Source organism: Microbispora catharanthi, from assembly GCF_006334915.2.
Classification (GTDB): domain Bacteria; phylum Actinomycetota; class Actinomycetes; order Streptosporangiales; family Streptosporangiaceae; genus Microbispora; species Microbispora catharanthi.
Genome location: NZ_VDMA02000005.1, coordinates 457,407 through 476,012 on the forward strand (window position 1 = coordinate 457,407; position 18,606 = coordinate 476,012).

The window sequence follows — 18,606 nt, forward strand, 5'->3', positions numbered from 1 at the left end:
GGCTACTCCCAGGCCGGGCCGGCGGCGGGCGCGTCCTCGCGCAGCACCGTGCCCTCGATCAGCCCGTACGGCCGGTCGGCGGCGAAGAAGACCTCACCGTCGTTGTCCAGCCCGAAGGGCGCGAGGTCCACCAGGAAGTGGTGCTTGTTCGGCAGCGACAGCCGCACCTCGCAGACCCCCGGGCACTCGGCCAGCACGCGCGTGCCCATGGCGTACAGCGTCTGCTGCAGGGACAGGCTGTAGGTGTCGGCGAAGGCCGCGAGCAGGGCGCCCCGCGCGTTCTCGTAGGTCTTGTCCCAGTCCTGGGAGGCGTCCGCGTGCCGCCACGCCGCGTCCACCGCGGTGGCCAGGACGCGGTCGCGGGTCTCCGGCAGCGTCGTGTACTCGTCCCTGGCGAAGCCCCAGAACTCGGAGTTGGTCGTGTTGAGCACGACGAGGTCGCGCAGCCCGGATACCACCCAGGACCGCGTCCCGTCGTGGTGGGCCACGCAGGTGCGGACCTCCCGGCCCGAGCGGACGAACGAGTGCCCGAACGCGCCGTTGCGCTCCCAGGCGTGCTCCTCGACGGCGACCCTCGCGTGGTGGATCGCGGGCTGGGAGTCCGCGAAATGACGGGCCAGCAGCAGCGCGAAGTCCTCGATCATCCCGACGCCGTGCTTCTTGGCGAACGCGAAGACCGTGTTCTTCTGTGTGTCGGTGGGCAGGACGGCGGAGTTGTCCCCGCTCAGGTGCACCTCGGTCATGTCGCCCGACAGCGACGTGCTGACCGTGAGGTCCTTGATCCGGTGGGCGTCGCCGTGCCGGGTCACCCGCACGACCCTCGTCTCGGCCTTGCCATACCTGTTCGGCCCCAGAACGGCCACGTCAGCTCCCCCGGTAGGTCGAGTAGGCGAACGGGCTCAGCAGCAGCGGCACGTGGTAGTGCTCGCCCGCCTCCCGGATGGCGAACACGACGCTCACCTCGGGGAAGAACGCCTCGTCCCCCAGGTAGGCGCCGGTGTCGAACACGAGCCGGTAGGTGCCCGGGCGCGGATCTTCGGCCGGGTCCCACTCCCGGCCCAGCGGCGTCCAGTCCCGGATGCGGCCGTCGCCGTCGGTGCGGCCCTCGGCCACCGGCACGAAGCCGTGCGCGGCGCGCCGCGACAGCCGTACGAACAGGTCCTTGGCCGGCCGCCCGGCGGCGGTGTCGAGCACGTGCGTCGAAAGGCTCACCGGCCCTCCCAGAGCTTGGTCAGCCGCATCGCGACGATCTTCGACAGTTCGTGCCTGACGACCTCGCGCTCGGTCTCGTCGTCGTTGCCGAGCCGGTCGCGCAGCAGCGCCAGCAGTTGGCCGGCCTCCCGGCCCGTCGCGCAGACCAGGTAGACGTGACCGAACCGGCTCTCGTAGGCGGCGTTGCCCTCGCGGAGCGCGCCGAGCACCTCGCGGCCGGCGTCCGCGGTCCCGGACTGCTCGGTCCGGGACCACGCGGCCTCGCGTCCCGCGCCGTCAGGCCGCTCGCCGATCCTCGGGTGCGCCGCCAGCGCCTCCAGCACGTCGTCCCAAGTGAGCGCCGCGAGAGCCGCCTCGCTCGCGCGGCGGAGCCCGTCGAGATCCCGGAACGGCCCGCGCGCGGCGACCGCCTCCAGCCACCTGGCGGAGGCGCAGCAGGACCGCAGGTCCTCCCGGCCGAGTTCGCGCATGCCCGTCAGTCAACCGCCGGGCCCGAGGCGATTCCAGCGGCGCGAAGTCCGAACCGGACGCCCTGCTCCGGGCGCCGCTTTGTACGTTGTGACAAAGGGGCCGCGGCAAAAGGGACTGCGGCAGAAGGGGCTGTGGCAAAAGGGGGGCGGCACCAGCCTGCGCCAACGTCCTGTGCCCATACCTGTGCCAATACTCTGGGGGCATCATGACTCCTTCCACTCTCATCGGCGGACACGTCTTCGTCGCCGGTGGCCTCGCCAAGGGCGGGCTGAAGTACGCGGCCGACATCGGCGCGGAGATGATCCAGGTTTTCGTCACCAACCCGCGCGGCTGGGCGCTCAGCGAGGGCAACCCCGCCGAGGACGCCAAGCTCCGCGAGTCGGGCGTGCCGGTCTTCCTGCACGCCGCCTATCTCGTGAACTGCGGGTCGCCGACGCCGGAGACCCTGGAGAACTCGATCGCGGTGATCCGCCACACCCTGCGCAGGGGCGCCGAGACCGGCGCGCTCGGCGTGGTCGTCCACACCGGCTCGGCCGTGAGCCAGTCGCGCGAGGCCGCGATGCGCCAGATCCACGAGCACCTGCTGCCGGTGCTGGACGAGCTTCCGGACGACGGCCCCGACCTGCTGCTCGAACCGATGGCGGGCCAGGGCCAGATGCTCTGCGCGACCGTGCAGGACCTCGGTCCCTATCTGGAGGCCCTCGACCACCACCCCAAGGTGGGCGTGTGCCTCGACACCTGCCACGCCTTCGCGGCGGGGCACGACCTGGCCGCGCCGGGCGGGGTGAAGGAGATGATGGACGCCCTGAACGACGTCGCCCCCGGCCGGCTCAAGCTGATCCACGCCAACGACTCGAAGGACCCCTGCGGCTCCAAGCGGGACCGGCACGAGAACATCGGGGCCGGGCACATCGGCGCCCAGGCGTTCGCCGAGCTGATGCGCCACCCCACGGCCGCCGGGGTGCCCATCTGCATCGAGACGCCCGGCAAGGTGGAAAAGCACCGCGAGGACATCGAACTGCTCAAGAAGCTGCGCGGCGCCTGACCGGTGCGTCCCCGGGGCCGCCGGTGACCGCGCCGCGGCGGGGCACCCGGCGTTCTGAGGTAGCGGCGCCCCGCGTTCAGGGGCAGCGGCGCCGCGGGGAAAGCGGGGATGGGGCGTTCGCGGCGATCCGGCGCCCCCGTATGGCCGGATCGCCGCGCACCCCCCGATACGCGTGGGCGGGGCCCTTCCCCCCCGAGTAGGGCCCCGCTTGGTAACCACTCGGTGACAACCTGCTCACTTTGTGATTACCCCGCGTGTCTTGCGACGTGCGAAAGACTACGAGGTGTAGTCGGGCGGGGGGATGGCCCTTCGGACGAGCGGTCTCTAGTTAGCGCCATGCGGCCCGCTCCCGCACGACGAGCGGGCCCCGGGAGACGACGAGCGGTAGATCGGGGCGCGCGAAGACGCCCCGGCCGGCCCGCGCGTTCCCGACGAGTGTGCGCAGCTCAGCCGCCGAGGCGGCGGTAGCGCCGGGCGGACAGGGGCAGGAAGACGAGCGTGATCAGCAGCGGCCAGCCGATCGCCAGCGTGAGGGCGTGCTCGGCGGCCCAGGAATCGCCCTGCCGGCCGGGGTTGCCGAACAGCATCCGGCACGTGGCGACCGTCGCCGACAGCGGGTTCCACTCCGCGATCGCCCCGAGCCATCCCGGCAGGAGCGCCGGGGACACGAAGGTGTTGGCCAGCATCGTGAGCGGCAGCAGCGGCAGCCAGGCCGCGCTCGCCGCCTCCGGGGTGAGCGCCAGCCCGAGGTAGATCCCCACCCAGATGAGCGCGAAGCGCAGCAGGAGGAGCAGGCCGACGGCGGCCAGGGCGTCGCCGATCCCCCGGTGCCAGCTCCATCCGGCGACCAGGCCGCACCCGAGCAGGATCAGCAGTTCGAGCACCGAGTTGACGATGTCGGCGAAGGCGCGGCCGAGCACCACGCCGGGCCGCGAGATCGGCATCGAGCGGTAGCGGTCGGTCACCCCGCGGGCGGTCTGCAGGCTGACCACCGTCATCGTGGTCATCACCCCCATCGCCATCGTCTGGGAGAACATGCCCGGCATCAGGAACTCGCGGTAGTCGCCGCCGCCCGCGACGTTCATCGCACTGCCGAGGACGTAGCCGAACAGCACGACCATGACGATCGGATACAGCGTCAGGTTGAGGACGGCGGCCGGGTTGCGGACCCAGTGTTTGAGGTTGGTGCGGGCGATGACCGACGCGTCCGACAGCGTCCAGCGCAGCCGCTCGTCCCACCGGGGCGGCGCGTCCGGGGCGGCAAGGGCGCTCACGCCGCCGCCTCCGCCGTCAGGCTCAGGAACACCTCGTCCAGCGTCGGACGGCGCAGGGAGACGTCCTCGACCTCGATGCCGCGCCGCTCCAGCTCGCGTACGACCGTGGTGAGCGCCCCGACGCGGTCGCGTACGGGGGCGGTCAGGCGGCGGGCGTCCGCGTCGGCCACGGGCTCGGCCTGCGCGACGCCCGTGAGGACCGCGACGGCATCGCCGAGGCGGGCGGGATCGCGCACGACGAGGTCGAGGTGGTCGCCGCCGATCAGCGACTTCAGACGCTCGGGGGTGTCGTCCGCGATCACCCTCCCCCCGTCGATCACCGCGATCTGCCGGGCGAGCTGGTCGGCCTCGAACAGGTACTGCGTCGTCATGAGCACGGTGCTGCCGGCGTCCGCGAGCCCGCGCACGGTGCGCCAGACCTCCGTGCGGCTGCGGGGGTCGAGCCCGGTGGTCGGCTCGTCGAGGAAGAGCACGCGCGGGGCCTGAAGGAACGCGGCCGCCAGGTCGAGACGCCGCCGCATTCCTCCGGAGTAGTGCCTGACCCGCCGGTCGGCCGCCTCGGACAGCCCGAACCGCTCCAGGAGCTCGCCCGCGCGGCGCCGTGCCGCCGCGGCGCGGAGGTGGTGGAGCCGCCCCCACATCTCGAGGTTCTCCCGCCCCGTGAGGATCTCGTCCACGGCCGCCTCCTGCCCGGCCAGGCCGATGCGGCGGCGCACCTCGGCCGGCTGCCGCGCGACGTCGAACCCGGCCACGAGCGCGCGGCCGGAGTCCGGCCGCGCCAGCGTGGTCAGCACGCGGACGGCGGTGGTCTTGCCCGCGCCGTTCGGGCCGAGAAGCGCGCACACGCTCCCGTCGGCGACCCTCAGGTCGAACCCGTCGAGGGCTCTGGTCTCGCCGAAGCGCCTGCCCAGCCCCTCGGCGACGATAGAGTAAGAGTTCATCTCTCCATAATGGGACTTTGATGTCTCATTATCAACCGCGATCGTCTCCTAATGGAGGCGCTGCTAGCCTTCCGGGGGTGACCGACACCAGGGAATCGGGCACGCGCAGCCGCACGCGCCGTGCCATCCTCGCCGCGGCGGCCTCGGTCCTCGCCCGCGACCGCGGCGCGACGCTCGCGGACATCGCCGAAGCCGCCCAGATCGGCCGCAGCACGCTGCACCGCTACTTCTCCGACCGGCAGGACCTCGTGAACGCGGCCGTCGTCGACTCCTTCCGTGTCGTGGAGAGGTCGACGGCGGGGGCGGCCATCGACCAGGGCCCGCCGCTCGAGGCGATGCGCAGGCTGATCGCCGCCCTGGTGGACGCCGGGGACCGCCTGGCGTTCCTGTTCGGCGACCCCCGGGTGCTCGAGGAGTTCACGGCCTGCTTCGAGCCCGATCTGTCGGTGCCGACCACCGTCACCCTCATCGAGCGCGGCCAGGCCGAGGGGGTGTTCGACCCCGGCGTCAGCGCCGAGTGGATCCAGCAGGTGCTGTGGGCCCTCACCTACACGGGCTGGGAGGCGGCCGAGAAGGGGCTGCTCCCCCGGCACGGCGTCGCCGCCGCCGTGACCCGCGCCTTCGAGAGCGGCATGGTCGTGTCCCCGGCCCGCCCCTGAGGCGCCGCGGGGTGCGGGTGATCGCGTGGAGGCTCAGGGACGGAACTGTCGGACGAGCTGCTCGCGCACCTGCCGGGTGTGCCGCCTGCTCACCGGCAGCGTCTCGCCGCCCACCTGCAGGACCACCCGTCCGGCGTCGAAGCGCAGCTCGCTGACGTGCCGGGCGTTGACGAGTGTGCTGCGGTGGGCCCGGACGAACCCGGCGCCGGCCCAGCGGCGTTCCAGCGCCGCGAGGGACATCCGCACGAGGAAGACGGCGTCGGCCGTGTGCAGGCGCACGTAGTCGCCGTGGGCTTCGGCATAGCACACGTCCTGCCTGGCCACGAACTTCGTGCGGCCCCCGAGCTCGACCGGGATCGTCTCCAGGTCCTCCTCTGCGCCGGGAGGCGCGACGGCGGCCGAGAGCCGGCGTACGGCCTCCGCCAGGCGTTCCGGGCGTACGGGCTTGAGCAGGTAGTCGACGGCCTCCAGCTCGAACGCCTGGACGGCGCAGTCGTGGGCGCTGACGAAGACCAGGCGGGGAGGCGTGGGGAAACCGCCGATGAGCCGGGCCAGGTCGAGGCCGTCGAGGCCCGGCATGCGCACGTCCAGGAAGACGCCGTCGAGGCGCTCCCCGTCGGCGATCATCTGGACCATGTCGTGCAGGGCGGCCCCGCCGTCGGTCGCCGTGCTCACGTGCTCCACCCGGGCGTCCTGGCGGAGCAGGAAGGCGAGCTCGGACAGGGCGGGGACCTCGTCGTCCACCGCGAGGACACGCAGCATGGCGTCCACCGTGCCGCGTGCCCCGCCCTCCGCGCAAGGGGTGACCGAGCGGTAGGTGACATTCCCGATACTCTCCGCCACCATCGTGGCCGATGCCGAGGCAACCTCCACGCCAAGACTAGGTAGAGCTATTCGGCTTTTGCCGTCTAAAGGCCTTTTGTCCGCTACGGCTGCTTACCGTTGACAGGGAGACCAGGCCCAACGAGGAACTTCGATGAGCATCAGGCCGGCCACGTTCCTTCCCTTCCCCCACTCCATCCAGGCGCGCGTGACGCTGACCGTGGCGGCGGTGTCCGTGCTCGTCGCCGCGGTGATCGGGGTCGGCCTGTGTCTGCTGATCCGCCACCGGGTCGAAGCCGAGATCTACAGGGAGACCCGCCGGGTCGCGACCGAGTGGATCGGCCTGATGGAACGCGGGCAGGTTCCGCCGCCGGCGCCGACGGCGCGGGTCCCGCTCGTCCAGCTCGTCGACTCGCGGGGCCGGGTCGTGACGGCCGGGCCCATGGCCGGTGATCGGCCGCTGAGCACGGTCCGGCCGACGGAGGAGAACCGTTTCCTCGACGTGACCGAGTGCCCCGAGAGCGAGCGGTGCGTCATGCTCACCGCCGCCCGGGTCCCGTCGTTGCAGTCCTGGGAGCTCTGGCGGGGCGAGCCCCACTTCGTCTACGCCGGCACGGACCAGCCGCCCGCCCTGCGCGGGCGGCGGCTGGAGTTCCTCATCGGCGCCGGCGGGGTGCTGCTGGCCGCTCTGTGGACATGGACGACCTGGCGGGCGACGGGTCGCATCCTGCGCCCCATCAACGCGATCCGGCAGCGGATGTCGGAGATCAACGCCAACGACCTGTCCCTGCGGGTGCCGCAGCCGTCCGGCCGGGACGAGATCGCCCGGCTGGCCCGGGCCGCGAACCAGACGCTCAGCCGGCTGGAGTCTGCGGTGACGCGGCAGCGGGAGTTCGCCGCCGTCGTGTCCCACGAGCTCAAGTCCCCGCTCACCGGCCTGCGCACCGGGCTGGAGGAGGCGCTGCTCTACCCGGAGATCGACGCACGGCAGGCGATCGCCAGGTCGCTGCCTGCCGCCGAACGCATGCAGCAGATCATCGACGAGCTGCTCGCCTTCGCCCGGCTCCGCAACACGCCGTGCTCGTCCGAGCCGGTCGACCTCGGGGCGCTCGTACGCGCCGAGGCGGCGCGCACCACGGGCGTGCAGGTGCGCGCCAGGACCGAGCCGGACGTGCGGGTCCTCGGCAACCGTGTGCAGCTGGCCAGCATCGTGACGAACCTTCTGGTGAACGCGCAGCGCCATGCCAGCGGCCTGGTGGACGTGAGCGCCGAGCGCGCCGGCGCCCAGGCGCTGGTGGTGGTGCTGGACGACGGCGACGGCGTCGGCAAGGAGGACAGGGAGCGCATCTTCGAACCCTTCACCCGCCTGGAGGCGGGACGGCGCCTCGACCCCGACGGCAGCGGCCTCGGCCTGGCCCTGTGCCGGGCGATCGCGGTGGCGCACGAGGGCAGCCTGTGCGTCGAGGACTCCCCGCGCGGCGCCCGGTTCGTCCTCCGGCTCCCGCTCCTGACCGGCTGAGCGCCCGGTCCGGCCATCGGGGGCCACCGTCGTCGGAGACGCGGGTTGCCGGCGGGGCACGTGCTTCGCCCCCCCGTGACCGCCGCAGGAACCCGCCCTGCGGTGCACTCGTCGACCGGCGGGGTTCAGGAGCGGGCCGGGACGGCCCGGGGGCGTGTCTTGGGGATGCGCAGCCGGATGCGGGTCCCCTTGCCGGGCGCCGTCTCGACCATGAGCCCGTAGTCCTGGCCGTAGAGGTGGCGCATGCGCACATCCACGTTGCTCAGCCCGATCCCGCTGCTCTCCTCGGCGAGCGCGGCCCGCAGATGCTCGGGGTCCATGCCGACGCCGTCGTCCTCGACCCAGATGTGCGCCTCCGGCCCGGCGTCCCTGATCACGACCCGGACCTCGCCCGGCATGCCGTGCTTGATGGCGTTCTCCACCAGGGGTTGCAGGCACAGGAACGGCACGTCGACCCGCAGCACCTCGGGGGCGACCTGGACGGTGAAGCGCAGCCGGTCGCCGAACCTCGCCTGCTCCAGCAGCAGGTAGCGGTCCACGCAGCTCAGCTCGTCGGCGAGCGAGGTGAAGTCGGCCGCCCGGCGCAGCGCATACCGGATGAAGTCGGCGAAGTCGAGCAGCAACTCGCGGGCGCGCTCGGGATCGGTCCGGACGAACGAGGCGATCGTGGTCAGCGAGTTGTACACGAAGTGGGGCGAGATCTGCGCCCGCAGGGCCCGCGCCTCCGCCTCCAGGGTCCGCCTGCGGGAGGCGTCGAGTTCGGCGAGTTCGAGCTGGCCGGACATCCAGCGGCCCACCTCGGCCGCCGTGCGCACCATGGCGGCGCCGATCTCCGCGTCGTACGCCGCGAGCGCGCCGACCGCCCGCCCTTCCACGGTCAGGGGGACGACCACCCCGTGCCGGTCGCCGCCCGCGGCGGAGGCGCGGTGTGGCCTGCCGCCCGCCATGGCCGCGCGCACCTCGGCGAGGACCGCCTCGTCCGCCGGCACACCCGTGCCGTCCCTGGCCAGGACGCGGTCGCTTGTGGCGACCACCAGGCCGGCGGTGCCGAGCAACGTCCGCAGGTGCCGTGCGGCGCGGCGGGCGGAGCCGCGGGTGAGCCCGGCGCGCAGCGAGCCCGCCGCCCGCCCGGCGACGCGCAGGGCGAGGAGCGTCGCCTCCCCCGGCAGCTCGCCGGGGGCCGGCCCGCGGCAGGCGAGGGCGCGGCCCAGTGCGCCGCCGCAGACCCCGCAGAGCGCGCACAGCGCGACCCAGACGGCTGAAGACACGCCGGACACCGTAGCCGCTCGGCGGCCTCACGGAGGGCCGTCGCCCGGGTCCTCCTGATATGAGTAGCGCTGCTCCTTCCAGGGATCGGCCACGTTGTGGTAGCCGCGATCCTCCCAGAAGCCGCGCCGGTCCTCGGTCAGGTACTCGACCGCGCGCACCCACTTCACGCTCTTCCAGGCGTACAGGTGCGGCACCACGATCCGTACGGGATAGCCGCGCTCGGGCGACAGCGGGTTCTCGTCGAGGTGTGTGGCGAACAGCGTGGCCGGGCGGTCGAAGTCGGACATGCGCACGTTGGCGCTGTAGCCGTACTCGGCCCAGACCATGACGTGGCGCACGCCCGGCGCCGGGGGGACGCGGTCGAGCAGCACCGACGTGGGAACGCCACTCCACTCGTTGCCCATGAGGGAGAACTTTGTGACGCAGTGGAAGTCCGCGACGACCGTCGTCCTGGGCAGCGCGGAGAACTCCTCCCACGAGAACTCGTGGACCCGGCCCGAGGCCGTGGCGCCGAACACCTGGAAACGCCACGTCTCAGGGCGGAACGCCGGGACCCGCCCGTAGTGGACGACGGGCCGTCCGCGTGGGACGTACTGGCCCGGTGGCAGGCGCGTCTCCTCCTCAGGTTTCTCCGGCACGCACGCCATCCTGCCATCCGCCCGGAGGACGGGCCGCACCGGACCCCGGAGGTGCGGGTGCGGCACGATCAAGGAAGCGTGCGCTATATTGCGTCACATGCGCACCGCTTGGTCGTTTTGGTATGGCGACGGACCCGTGAGGACCGATCGCCTCCATGCGCTGCGCTGACAGCCACGGCGAACGAAGGCCCCGGGTCCACACGGACCCGGGGCCTTCGTCGTTTTCCGGACCCGCACCGTTCACAGCGACAGGAGTCATCATGGTCATCGTCATGACCCCCGAGGCCACGCAGGACGACATCGAGGCGATCGCCGACCTCGTCGCCGCCGCCGGAGGGGAGGCGTTCGCGAGCCGCGGCGTGAACCGTACGATCGTCGGCCTCATCGGCGACGTCGAGCAGTTCGCCACACTGAACCTGCGCGCCATGCCGGGCGTCGCGGACGTCGTGCGGGTCTCCACGCCGTACAAGCTCGTGAGCCGGGAGAACCATCCCCAACGCTCCACGGTGACCGTGCGCGGCGTGCCGATCGGCCCGGACACCGTCACCCTGATCGCGGGCCCGTGCGCGGTCGAGACGCCGGAGCAGACGCTGGAGGCCGCGCTGATGGCCAAGGCGGCGGGCGCGACGCTGCTGCGCGGCGGCGCCTACAAGCCGCGCACCTCGCCGTACGCCTTCCAGGGACTGGGCGAGGAGGGCCTGCGGATCCTGGCCGACGTGCGCGAGCGGACCGGCCTGCCGATCGTCACCGAGGTCGTGGACGCCCACGACGTGGCGCTCGTGGCGTCGTACGCCGACATGCTGCAGGTCGGCACCCGCAACGCGCAGAACTTCGCGCTGCTGCAGGCCGTGGGCGCGGCGGGCAAGCCGGTCATGCTGAAGCGGGGCATGACCGCGACCATCGAGGAGTGGCTGATGGCGGCCGAGTACGTCGCCCAGCGCGGCAACCTCGACATCGTGCTGTGCGAGCGGGGCATCCGCACCTACGAGCCCGCCACCCGCAACACGCTCGACATCTCGGCGGTCCCGGTCGTGCAGCGGCTGTCGCACCTGCCGGTGATCGTGGACCCGTCGCACTCCGGCGGGCGGCGCGACCTCGTGCTGCCGCTGTCGCGGGCCGCCGTCGCGGTCGGGGCCGACGGCCTGATCATCGACGTCCACCCCCACCCCGAGCAGGCCCTGTGCGACGGCCCGCAGGCCCTGGTGAACGGGGACCTGGACGACCTCGCGGCGGTCATGCGCGACTTCCCCCCGCTGCTGGGCCGCACCGCGACGACGGCGGCGTCCCCGATCCCCGCCTGAACCCGTCCCGCCCGAACCCGGTCCGCCGGGGCCGGGGAACCGCGTCAGGCGGTCCCGGGTCCCGGCGGGGCCGAAGGACGAACGCCGTCTCAGACGTCGAGCTTGTACGGCTGGATCGAGTCGGCCAGCTGGGCGGCGAGGTCCTCGGCGTCCAGGCGCCGCTCGATCTGCTTGAGGTCCTCGATCTTCGCGCGGGTCTCGGCCTGCCGGGGCGCGAGCAGCGTGCAGCAGTCCTCGTCGGGCAGCTCGGAGATCTCCAGCGTCCCGATCCGGCGGGCCTCGGCCATGATCTCGGTCTTGTCCAGGCCGATCAGCGGGCGCAGGATCGGCAGGTCCACGGCGTGATCCTGGGCCGTGATGTTGGCCAGGGTCTGCGAGGAGACCTGGCCGAGGCTGTCGCCGGTGACCAGCGCCTCGGCGTGGATGCGGTGGGCGACCTCCTCGGCCGTCTTGAGCATCAACCGCCGCTGCGCGATCACCGCGAGCCGGTCCTGGCCGGAGTTCTTGATCGACTGCTGCGCCTTGCCGAACGGCACCACCCACAGCCGTGACTTGCCCTGGAACTTGTCCAGGTTGCGCACCAGCGCGTACGCCTTGTAGATCGACTCCGAGGTGGTGAACGGGATGCCGGAGAAGTGCAGGAAGTCCACCCGCAGGCCGCGCCGCATCATGCGGTAGGCGGCGACCGGGGAGTCGATGCCACCGGACAGCAGCGCCAGCGCCCGGCCGCTGGAGCCGACCGGCAGGCCGCCCTGGCCCGGGCGGCCCCCGGTGAACAGGAACGCCTCGTCCTTGTCCACCTCGATGTGCACGGTCAGTTCCGGGTTGCTCAGGTCGACCGGCAGCCCGAAGGTGTCGTTGATCACCCCGCCCACCACGCGGTCCAGCTCGTTGGAGCGCAGCGGGAAGCGCTTGTCACGACGCCGCGACCGTACGGCGAAGCGCGCCTTGCGGGCTACCTCGTCGCTGTCCCTGATCAGCTCGATCGCGGCCTTGGTGATCGAGTCGGGGTCCTTCGCCACCCGCCAGGCGAGGTGGACCAGCACGATCCCGGGCACGTCGGCCACGCGGGCCGCCACCGTCTCGGCCTCCTCCACTTCGGTCCCCGAGGGCAGGAACAGGGCGATCACCCCGTGCCGCTGGCGGATGTCGACCCGGTGGCCCTTGAGAGCGTGCTTGATGTTCGCCCGCAGGCGCATCTCGAAGATCTCGCGGTTCCGGCCCTTCAGAACCACCTCGCCTAACTTGAGCAGCACCGAGGGCTCTCCGAGGGCGGTCATGGTCATCTGTGGAAACCTCCGGACGGACATGGGCGGCCGTCACGCCGGGGAGGGCACGGCCGGGGGACATACGCCAAGGACAACGCGTCACAGCGATGCGGGCTTCCCCACTGTAATGCCGTCCGCGACATCGCCGATTACGCCTGGTCGAGTTCGGCCAGGCCCTTCTCTATCGCGTAGCGGACCAGCTCGACCCGGTTGTGGAGCTGGAGCTTGCTCAGCGTGTTCTGCACGTGGTTCTGCACGGTGCGATGCGACAGCACCAGACGTTCGGCGATCTGCCGATATGTCAGGCCCTTGGCGACCATGCGCAGCACCTCGGTCTCCCGGTCGGTCAGCCGGGGGCCGTCCTGCGCGACGTCCCGCCCCGGGCCGGCGGACCGGTGGGCCAGCCTGCGGTACTCCCCCAGCACCAGCCCGGCCAGGCCGGGAGTGAAGACGGCGTCGCCCTCGGCGGTGCGCCGGACCGCGTCCAGGAACTCCTCCCGGCTCGCCGATTTAACGAGATATCCGGAGGCGCCCGCCTTGACCGCCTCCAGCACGTCCGCCTCCTCGGCGCTGGCCGACAGGACGAGCACGCGCGGCGGGGCCGCGTACGCGCCCAGCCCCCGGGCCACCTCCACCCCCGGCAGGTCGGGCAGCCGCAGGTCGAGCACCACCACGTCCGGCCGCACCGCCGCCGCGACGCGCAGCGCCTGACGGCCCTCCCCGGTGGCGGCGGCGACGTCGTAGCCGGCCTCGGTCAGGTCCCGGGCGACCGCCTCCCGCCACATCGGATGGTCGTCCACCACCATGACCCGCACCCGCCGGCGTTCCCGGCCGCCGGCCGCCGCCTCGTCCTCGGCCCCCGCGCCCGTGGCCGGACGCGCCGAATCATTCGCGCGCAGTCGTCCGTCTCCGCTCACGACCGCCTCTCGCTCCCTTCGTCCGCCCGCACCGGGACCGACAGCTCGATCTCCGTTCCCGTCCGCGACGAGGTGATCGCCACCGTGCCGCCGAGGTCGGCCACGCGGCCCCGGATCGAGCGGGCCACGCCCATGCGCCCCTCCCGGGCCGCCTGCTCCAGGCGGCCCTCGGCGATGCCCGGCCCGTCGTCGCGTACGGTGACGACGACCGTGCCGCCGTCCTCCTCTGCGAGTATCCACGCGCGGGCGCCCTCGGGGCAGTGCCGCACGACGTTGTCGAGGGCCGCGCCGACGGCCGCCGCCACCTCCCGCGCGCTCTCGGCCGGCAACGGCAGCGGCGTCGCGGGCGCGGACACGGTCACCCGGGAGGTGCCGTACGGCCGCAGGAGGTCACGCAGATCGACCTCGGGCTCCGCCGGGCCGGCCCCCGTGAGGTCCGCCTCAGGGGAGGTCACTTCGGCGGCGAATGGACGGCGAGGCCGCGCCGGCGGCCGGAGCCGGCCGCGTAGACCGGGCGGCGGGGCGGGCTCCGGCACCTCCGCCACGGACGGGGCTTGCACCAGCGCCCGCAGCGCCGCCTCCTGCTCCCCCGCGAGCCTGCCCAGCTCGGCCGCCTCGCCGCCGATCTCCGCGCCCCTGCGCTGCACCAGGGCCAGCACCTGGAGCACCGAGTCGTGGATGCCCCGGGCCAGCCGCTCCCGCTCGCGGCCCGCCGCCTCGATCCGCGCGGCGCGCCGCATGCGCTCCTCGGCCTGCCGTGCGAGCCGGGCGACGTGCCCGACGACGACTCCGGCCATGAACATGAGCACGGCGCCGTTCACCGGGATCGAGGCGAGGTCGACCCCGTTGCCGCTGCGCAGCCACAGGTCGGCCGCCGACATGATCGCGGCGGCGACCGCACCGGCCCGGCGTCCCCGCGCCACGCCGTACGCCAGGACGGGCCCGGCCACCCAGGTCGCCGTGATCGGGATCGCCCCGGCCAGCATGTCGCCGCGGCTCTGCGCGTACGGCGTGGCCAGCAGACATCCCGCCGTGACGACGAGGTCGGCGGCCAGCAGCGGCTCACGCCGCGCGGCGGCACGCGGGACGAGCGTGAGGACCGTCCAGACGGCCATCACGCCGACGACGGCCCAGGCCACGGCGGGACGGGCGTAGCCGCCGGCCCTGAGCACGAGCAACGCCGCGTACGCGAGCGACGCCACGCGGAAGACCGCGATCGCCCGCCAGAACGGTCCCTCGATGCCCATCGCGCGGCGCCCTCTCCTGATCGAGCCGGGAGGGCCGGGCCCTCCGCTCACATATTCGGGCAATCGCCGCGCCCCCGCGGTTCATTCGGAGCCGTTCGGGGCCGCGCATGCGTACGGCTCCCGCGGGGCGACGCGGGAGCCGTACCGGATCGTGCGCGGGCCGCGGTGACGGGCCCGCGACCGATCAGCCGAAGAAGACCTCGGCCTCCTCGTAGCGGGAGGCCGGCACGGTCTTGAGCTCGGCGGTCGCCTCGGCGAGGGCGACGCGGACGATGTCGGTGCCGCGCAGCGCGATCATCTTGCCGTAGTCGCCCTCGTGCACCGCGTCGATCGCGCCGAGGCCGAAGCGGGTCGCGAGAACGCGGTCGTAGGCGGTCGGCGTGCCGCCGCGCTGGATGTGGCCGAGGACCGTGGTGCGGGCCTCCTTGCCGGTGCGCTTCTCGATCTCCTTGGCGAGGACCTCGCCGATGCCGCCGAGACGCACGTGGCCGAACGCGTCCAGCTCGCCCGCCTGCAGCGCCATCTGGCCCTCGAGCGGGTGGGCGCCCTCGGCGACGACGATGATCGGCGCGTAGCGGGTCTTGAACCGCGACTCGACGTAGGCGCAGACCTTCTCGATGTCGAACGGCTTCTCCGGGATGAGGATGACGTTGGCGCCGGCCGCCATGCCCGCGTGCAGCGCGATCCAGCCCGCGTGGCGGCCCATGACCTCGCAGATCAGCGCGCGGTGGTGCGACTCGGCCGTGGTGTGCAGCCGGTCGATGGCCTCCATCGCGATGTTGACCGCGGTGTCGAAGCCGAAGGTGTAGTCGGTGGCGTTGAGGTCGTTGTCGATCGTCTTGGGCACGCCGACGACCTTCACGTCGCGGTCGAACAGCTGCTTGGCCACGCCCAGCGTGTCCTCACCGCCGATGGCGATGAGCGCGTCGACGCCCTGCGCGGCGAGGTTCTCCTTGATCCGCTCGACGCCGCCCTCGATCTTGATCGGGTTCGTGCGGGAGGAGCCGAGGATCGTGCCACCACGCGGCAGGATGCCCCGGACGGCCTGGATGTCGAGCGGCATGGTGTCGCCCTCCAGAGGGCCACGCCAGCCGTCCCGGAACCCGACGAACTCGTGCCCGTACACGCCGACGCCCTTGCGGACGACGCCGCGGATCACCGCGTTCAGCCCGGGGCAGTCGCCGCCTCCGGTCAGGACTCCAATACGCATGACGGGTTCTTCCTCCATCTGGGATTACGCGTGGAATGGCGCGGCCGGCCCGACACAGACCCCGGCGCTCCACCGCACCGCATTCTGCCTGAGCCTATCTCAATGGTCTAGACCAAAAGGAGAGGCTACGCCACCCGGCCGACCAGACCAACCCAGTCTCGCACGGCGAGACCGCCCGCGTCGTGAGAGGCGTCTTCCCAACGGCGCTCCGCGGTTCTATGTTTGACTGCGTCAACCATTTCCTTGAGATAGGCAAGGGAAAAATGGACATCGTTCCGGAAGTCCGTGCGTTCAACCGCTTCTACACGTCCGTCATCGGCGTGCTCGGGGCGGGAATGCACGACACCTCCTACTCCCTGACCGAGGCGCGGGTGCTGTTCGAACTCGGCACCACGGAGGCGGCCGACGCCGCGGACATCAGGACCATGCTCGGTCTCGACCCCGGCTACCTGAGCCGGATCCTCGCCAGGTTCGAGAGCGACGGGCTCGTGTCCCGGGAGCGGTCGGCGGAGGACGCCCGCCGCCAGGTCGTGCGGCTCACCCCCAAGGGCCGCGACACCTTCGCCGTGCTCGACCGGCGCTCGGCCGCCGAGATCGAGACCCTGCTGGCGAAGCTGACCGATCCCGAACGCCGGCGGCTCGTCTCCGCGATGGGCGCCGTGCGGAGCCTGCTTGAGCCCGCCGAGCGGCGCGAGCCGTACGTGATCAGGCCGCCGCGGGCGGGCGACCTCGGCTGGGTGGTGCACCGGCACGGGGCCCTCTACAGCGAGGAGTACGGCTGGGGCGCCGCGTTCGAGGCCCTGGTCGCGCGGATCGTCGCCGAGTACGTCGAGGACCACGACCCCCGCCGGGAGGCGTGCTGGATCGCCGAGGTGCGCGGCGAGCCGGTGGGGTGCGTCTTCTGCGTGCGCAAGGACGACACGACGGCCCAGCTCCGCCTGCTGCTGGTCGAGCCGTCCGCGCGCGGCATGGGCATCGGCGGGCGGCTGGTCGAGGAGTGCCTGCGCTTCGCCGCGGCGGCCGGCTACCGGCGGATCACGCTCTGGACCCGCGACGTGCTCGCGAGCGCCCGCCAGATCTACCAGGCCGCGGGGTTCGAACTGGTGGAGCAACACTTGAGCGAGGAGACGGGCATCCCCGTCAACGATCAGGTTTGGGCCAGGGACCTGTGACCTTCCGGGTCGGTCCGGGCGATCCCTACCATGATCCCCATGCTGGGATCGGCGGGGCGGGGCGCGGGAGCGGTGGCCCTCGCGGTGTGCGTGGCAGGGAGCACGGCGGGGTGCGCGGCCACGGTTGGGCACTCACCACCCGCTCGCCGGCCGTCCGCCGCCCGCACGGCCGGGGCCGGGGCCCAGACCCCGTTCACGCACAGCGTGGTACGAGTCCGGGGGTTCGCCTCCTCCTGTGACCAGCGGACGGAGGCGACCGGATTCGTCTACGCGCCCGAGAGGGTCCTGCTCAACGCCCACGTCGTGGCGGGGGTGGACCGCGACCTGGAGGTGGTCCTCGACGACGGGCGGCGGTTCGCCGCGCGGGTGGTGGCCTTCGACCCGGAGGTCGACGCCGCCGTCCTGCGGGCACCGGGGCTCACCGCCCAGCCGTTGCGGCTCACGAGGGCCGCGAGGACCGCCGCCGTGGTCGTCGGCTACCCCAAGGGTGCGGCCGTCCCAGCCGTGCTCCCCGCCACGGTGCGGCCGGACCAGCCCGCCGAGTCGTACGACATCTACGACCGCAAACGGGTGTCGCGGCAGGTCCACCGCTTCCAGGGCGCGGCCGTCACACCCGGTATGTCGGGCGCGCCGCTCGTCACCGGCGGAGACCGGGCGATGGGCATGGTCTTCGCGGTGGACATGGACAGGGCCGACGTCGGCTACGCGCTCACCGCGGCCCAGATCGAGGCGGTCGCGGCGGCGGGCGAGAACGCCATCACCGCCGTCCCGCACGACCCCTGCTCCTAGGTCGTGCCTGACAAATCATGGCCCTGCTGCGCGACGGGCAGCATTTGTCAGACACTCCTAAGAGGGCGGATGTCCCTTCCGTCGCTTGCGCTCGAGATCGCGTCGCTCTCTTCGACCGTTCGAACGCCTCATCCACGACCTGCCACCATCGTGAAGATCACCAACAGCATCCAGGGGAAGCGCCAGAGCCGGAATCGCATAGCCCCATCACGTGGCCGGGGGCCGCAGGCCGAGCCACTGCTCGGCGTCCCAGGCCTGGAACCGCTCGACCTCGGTGAACCCCAGCTTTGCCGCGAGGCGCATCGAGCCGACGTTGGCGCTCTGGGTGGTGAGCACCACCGGCTCGCCGGGAAGGGCGCCGTCGAACCAGTCGAGTGCCGCCGCGCACGCCTCGGTGGCGTACCCGAATCCCCACGCTCGCGGCAGGAACAGGTAGCCGAGATCGACCTTCCCCGCGGCAGCCGGGCGACGGTGCCCGGCTGCTCTCCTGAGCAGGATCTGGCCGATCATCGCCCCGTCGAGCTCGACGACGAAACTCCCGGGCCATCGCTCGGGCACCTCGGGCATCTCACGCTCAAGCTCGTCACGCGGGCGGGGACCGCCGAGGTAGGTGTGCACCTCTGGCGAGGCGAGCAGCTCGACGAACGTTGCGCGGTCCCGCGCCTCGGGCTCACGGAGCACGAGCCGCTCGGTCCGGATCAGCTCAGGCGGCCAAGCCACATGTCCTAGGGCGCGTATCGGGTTGTGATCAAGGGGTGGTCCGGGTGAGGTCTTTGATCCAGATCATCGCAGCGCGGAGGTGGAGGCCGGCGAGGTAGCTCGCAGGAGTCTTGTCGTAGCGGGTGGCGATTC

Annotated in this window: 19 protein-coding genes; 6 read left to right on the plus strand and 13 right to left on the minus strand. The window is 72.5% G+C overall.

Annotated features, from left to right (window positions below):
* Positions 1-2: 2 nt before the first annotated feature.
* Genes pucL through uraD form a run of 3 tightly spaced genes read right to left on the minus strand, consistent with a single transcriptional unit; the run spans position 3 to position 1,682 of the window.
* Positions 3-863, minus strand: coding sequence for a factor-independent urate hydroxylase (gene pucL / locus FH610_RS12640; RefSeq protein WP_139574499.1), 861 nt, complete (start codon positions 861-863; stop codon positions 3-5).
* A 1-nt stretch (position 864) separates the two neighbouring features.
* The gene (uraH, locus tag FH610_RS12645; protein WP_139574500.1) at positions 865-1,212 is read right to left on the minus strand and encodes a hydroxyisourate hydrolase; all 348 of its coding nucleotides are present in this window, start codon (positions 1,210-1,212) and stop codon (positions 865-867) included.
* Positions 1,209-1,682 carry a 2-oxo-4-hydroxy-4-carboxy-5-ureidoimidazoline decarboxylase gene (gene uraD / locus FH610_RS12650; protein ID WP_139574501.1) on the minus strand — a complete coding sequence of 158 codons (474 nt, stop codon included), beginning with the start codon at positions 1,680-1,682 and terminating at the stop codon, positions 1,209-1,211. The genes uraH and uraD overlap by 4 nt, the downstream gene beginning before the upstream one ends.
* Positions 1,683-1,888: 206 nt before the next feature.
* Between uraD and FH610_RS12655 the strand changes: the two genes are divergently transcribed.
* Complete coding sequence (locus FH610_RS12655) at positions 1,889-2,728, plus strand: deoxyribonuclease IV (protein ID WP_139574502.1); 840 nt, start codon at positions 1,889-1,891, stop codon at positions 2,726-2,728.
* 446 nt (positions 2,729-3,174) lie between these two features.
* On the opposite strand, the gene FH610_RS12660 is transcribed toward FH610_RS12655, so the two are convergent.
* Positions 3,175-4,002: an ABC transporter permease gene (locus FH610_RS12660; protein ID WP_240808919.1), complete on the minus strand. Its 828-nt coding sequence runs from the start codon at positions 4,000-4,002 to the stop codon at positions 3,175-3,177.
* Complete coding sequence (locus tag FH610_RS12665; RefSeq protein WP_139574503.1) at positions 3,999-4,943, minus strand: ATP-binding cassette domain-containing protein; 945 nt, start codon at positions 4,941-4,943, stop codon at positions 3,999-4,001. The genes FH610_RS12660 and FH610_RS12665 overlap by 4 nt, the downstream gene beginning before the upstream one ends.
* 77 nt (positions 4,944-5,020) lie before the next feature.
* Between FH610_RS12665 and FH610_RS12670 the strand changes: the two genes are divergently transcribed.
* The gene (locus tag FH610_RS12670; protein WP_240808920.1) at positions 5,021-5,602 is read left to right on the plus strand and encodes a TetR/AcrR family transcriptional regulator; all 582 of its coding nucleotides are present in this window, start codon (positions 5,021-5,023) and stop codon (positions 5,600-5,602) included.
* A 33-nt stretch (positions 5,603-5,635) separates the two neighbouring features.
* Here the strand turns inward: FH610_RS12670 and FH610_RS12675 are convergent, their stop codons facing one another.
* On the minus strand, positions 5,636-6,364 hold the full coding sequence (locus tag FH610_RS12675) for a LytR/AlgR family response regulator transcription factor (protein ID WP_139574560.1): 729 nt from the start codon (positions 6,362-6,364) through the stop codon (positions 5,636-5,638).
* A 214-nt stretch (positions 6,365-6,578) separates the two neighbouring features.
* Between FH610_RS12675 and FH610_RS12680 the strand changes: the two genes are divergently transcribed.
* The gene (locus FH610_RS12680) at positions 6,579-7,943 is read left to right on the plus strand and encodes a sensor histidine kinase (protein ID WP_139574505.1); all 1,365 of its coding nucleotides are present in this window, start codon (positions 6,579-6,581) and stop codon (positions 7,941-7,943) included.
* A gap of 125 nt (positions 7,944-8,068) precedes the next feature.
* On the opposite strand, the gene FH610_RS12685 is transcribed toward FH610_RS12680, so the two are convergent.
* Positions 8,069-9,211 (minus strand): sensor histidine kinase, encoded by a 1,143-nt coding sequence (locus FH610_RS12685; RefSeq protein ID WP_240808921.1) that lies wholly within the window; start codon positions 9,209-9,211, stop codon positions 8,069-8,071.
* A 27-nt stretch (positions 9,212-9,238) separates the two neighbouring features.
* Positions 9,239-9,859: a sulfite oxidase-like oxidoreductase gene (locus FH610_RS12690; protein ID WP_139574507.1), complete on the minus strand. Its 621-nt coding sequence runs from the start codon at positions 9,857-9,859 to the stop codon at positions 9,239-9,241.
* Positions 9,860-10,110: 251 nt separating this feature from the next.
* Between FH610_RS12690 and aroF the strand changes: the two genes are divergently transcribed.
* Positions 10,111-11,151, plus strand: a complete 1,041-nt coding sequence (aroF, locus tag FH610_RS12695; protein ID WP_139574508.1) for a 3-deoxy-7-phosphoheptulonate synthase — start codon at positions 10,111-10,113, stop codon at positions 11,149-11,151.
* Between the two features lie 89 nt (positions 11,152-11,240).
* Here the strand turns inward: aroF and thiI are convergent, their stop codons facing one another.
* The 4 genes from thiI to FH610_RS12715 form a co-directional block, all read right to left on the minus strand.
* The gene (gene thiI / locus FH610_RS12700; RefSeq protein WP_139574509.1) at positions 11,241-12,437 is read right to left on the minus strand and encodes a tRNA uracil 4-sulfurtransferase ThiI; all 1,197 of its coding nucleotides are present in this window, start codon (positions 12,435-12,437) and stop codon (positions 11,241-11,243) included.
* Positions 12,438-12,568: 131 nt separating this feature from the next.
* Positions 12,569-13,225, minus strand: a complete 657-nt coding sequence (locus FH610_RS12705) for a response regulator (RefSeq protein ID WP_139574561.1) — start codon at positions 13,223-13,225, stop codon at positions 12,569-12,571.
* A 107-nt stretch (positions 13,226-13,332) separates the two neighbouring features.
* Positions 13,333-14,583: a MacS family sensor histidine kinase gene (macS, locus tag FH610_RS12710; RefSeq protein WP_139574510.1), complete on the minus strand. Its 1,251-nt coding sequence runs from the start codon at positions 14,581-14,583 to the stop codon at positions 13,333-13,335.
* A gap of 184 nt (positions 14,584-14,767) precedes the next feature.
* Positions 14,768-15,793, minus strand: coding sequence for a 6-phosphofructokinase (locus FH610_RS12715; RefSeq protein WP_139574511.1), 1,026 nt, complete (start codon positions 15,791-15,793; stop codon positions 14,768-14,770).
* Positions 15,794-16,056: 263 nt separating this feature from the next.
* Here FH610_RS12715 and FH610_RS12720 point away from each other — a divergent pair, with 263 nt between their 5' ends.
* On the plus strand, positions 16,057-16,965 hold the full coding sequence (locus FH610_RS12720) for a bifunctional helix-turn-helix transcriptional regulator/GNAT family N-acetyltransferase (RefSeq protein ID WP_139574512.1): 909 nt from the start codon (positions 16,057-16,059) through the stop codon (positions 16,963-16,965).
* A gap of 39 nt (positions 16,966-17,004) precedes the next feature.
* Positions 17,005-17,754, plus strand: coding sequence for a trypsin-like peptidase domain-containing protein (locus FH610_RS12725; RefSeq protein WP_161627985.1), 750 nt, complete (start codon positions 17,005-17,007; stop codon positions 17,752-17,754).
* A gap of 207 nt (positions 17,755-17,961) precedes the next feature.
* Here the strand turns inward: FH610_RS12725 and FH610_RS12730 are convergent, their stop codons facing one another.
* Entirely contained in the window at positions 17,962-18,474 is a 513-nt protein-coding gene (locus tag FH610_RS12730) for a GNAT family N-acetyltransferase (protein WP_240808922.1), read from the minus strand.
* Between the last annotated feature and the right edge of the window lie 132 nt (positions 18,475-18,606).

Bases quoted from the DNA above. Each gene is read 5' to 3' on its own strand.
- uraD (WP_139574501.1), bottom strand. From the start codon at position 1,682: ATGCGCGAACTCGGCCGGGAGGACCTGCGGTCCTGCTGCGCCTCCGCC.
- FH610_RS12725 (WP_161627985.1), top strand. From the start codon at position 17,005: ATGCTGGGATCGGCGGGGCGGGGCGCGGGAGCGGTGGCCCTCGCGGTG.
- FH610_RS12665 (WP_139574503.1), bottom strand. From the start codon at position 4,943: ATGAACTCTTACTCTATCGTCGCCGAGGGGCTGGGCAGGCGCTTCGGC.
- FH610_RS12675 (WP_139574560.1), bottom strand. From the start codon at position 6,364: ATGCTGCGTGTCCTCGCGGTGGACGACGAGGTCCCCGCCCTGTCCGAG.
- thiI (WP_139574509.1), bottom strand. From the start codon at position 12,437: ATGACCATGACCGCCCTCGGAGAGCCCTCGGTGCTGCTCAAGTTAGGC.
- FH610_RS12655 (WP_139574502.1), top strand. From the start codon at position 1,889: ATGACTCCTTCCACTCTCATCGGCGGACACGTCTTCGTCGCCGGTGGC.
- aroF (WP_139574508.1), top strand. From the start codon at position 10,111: ATGGTCATCGTCATGACCCCCGAGGCCACGCAGGACGACATCGAGGCG.
- FH610_RS12715 (WP_139574511.1), bottom strand. From the start codon at position 15,793: ATGCGTATTGGAGTCCTGACCGGAGGCGGCGACTGCCCCGGGCTGAAC.
- FH610_RS12690 (WP_139574507.1), bottom strand. From the start codon at position 9,859: ATGGCGTGCGTGCCGGAGAAACCTGAGGAGGAGACGCGCCTGCCACCG.
- FH610_RS12720 (WP_139574512.1), top strand. From the start codon at position 16,057: ATGGACATCGTTCCGGAAGTCCGTGCGTTCAACCGCTTCTACACGTCC.
- macS (WP_139574510.1), bottom strand. From the start codon at position 14,583: ATGGGCATCGAGGGACCGTTCTGGCGGGCGATCGCGGTCTTCCGCGTG.
- FH610_RS12705 (WP_139574561.1), bottom strand. From the start codon at position 13,225: ATGGTGGTGGACGACCATCCGATGTGGCGGGAGGCGGTCGCCCGGGAC.
- FH610_RS12680 (WP_139574505.1), top strand. From the start codon at position 6,579: ATGAGCATCAGGCCGGCCACGTTCCTTCCCTTCCCCCACTCCATCCAG.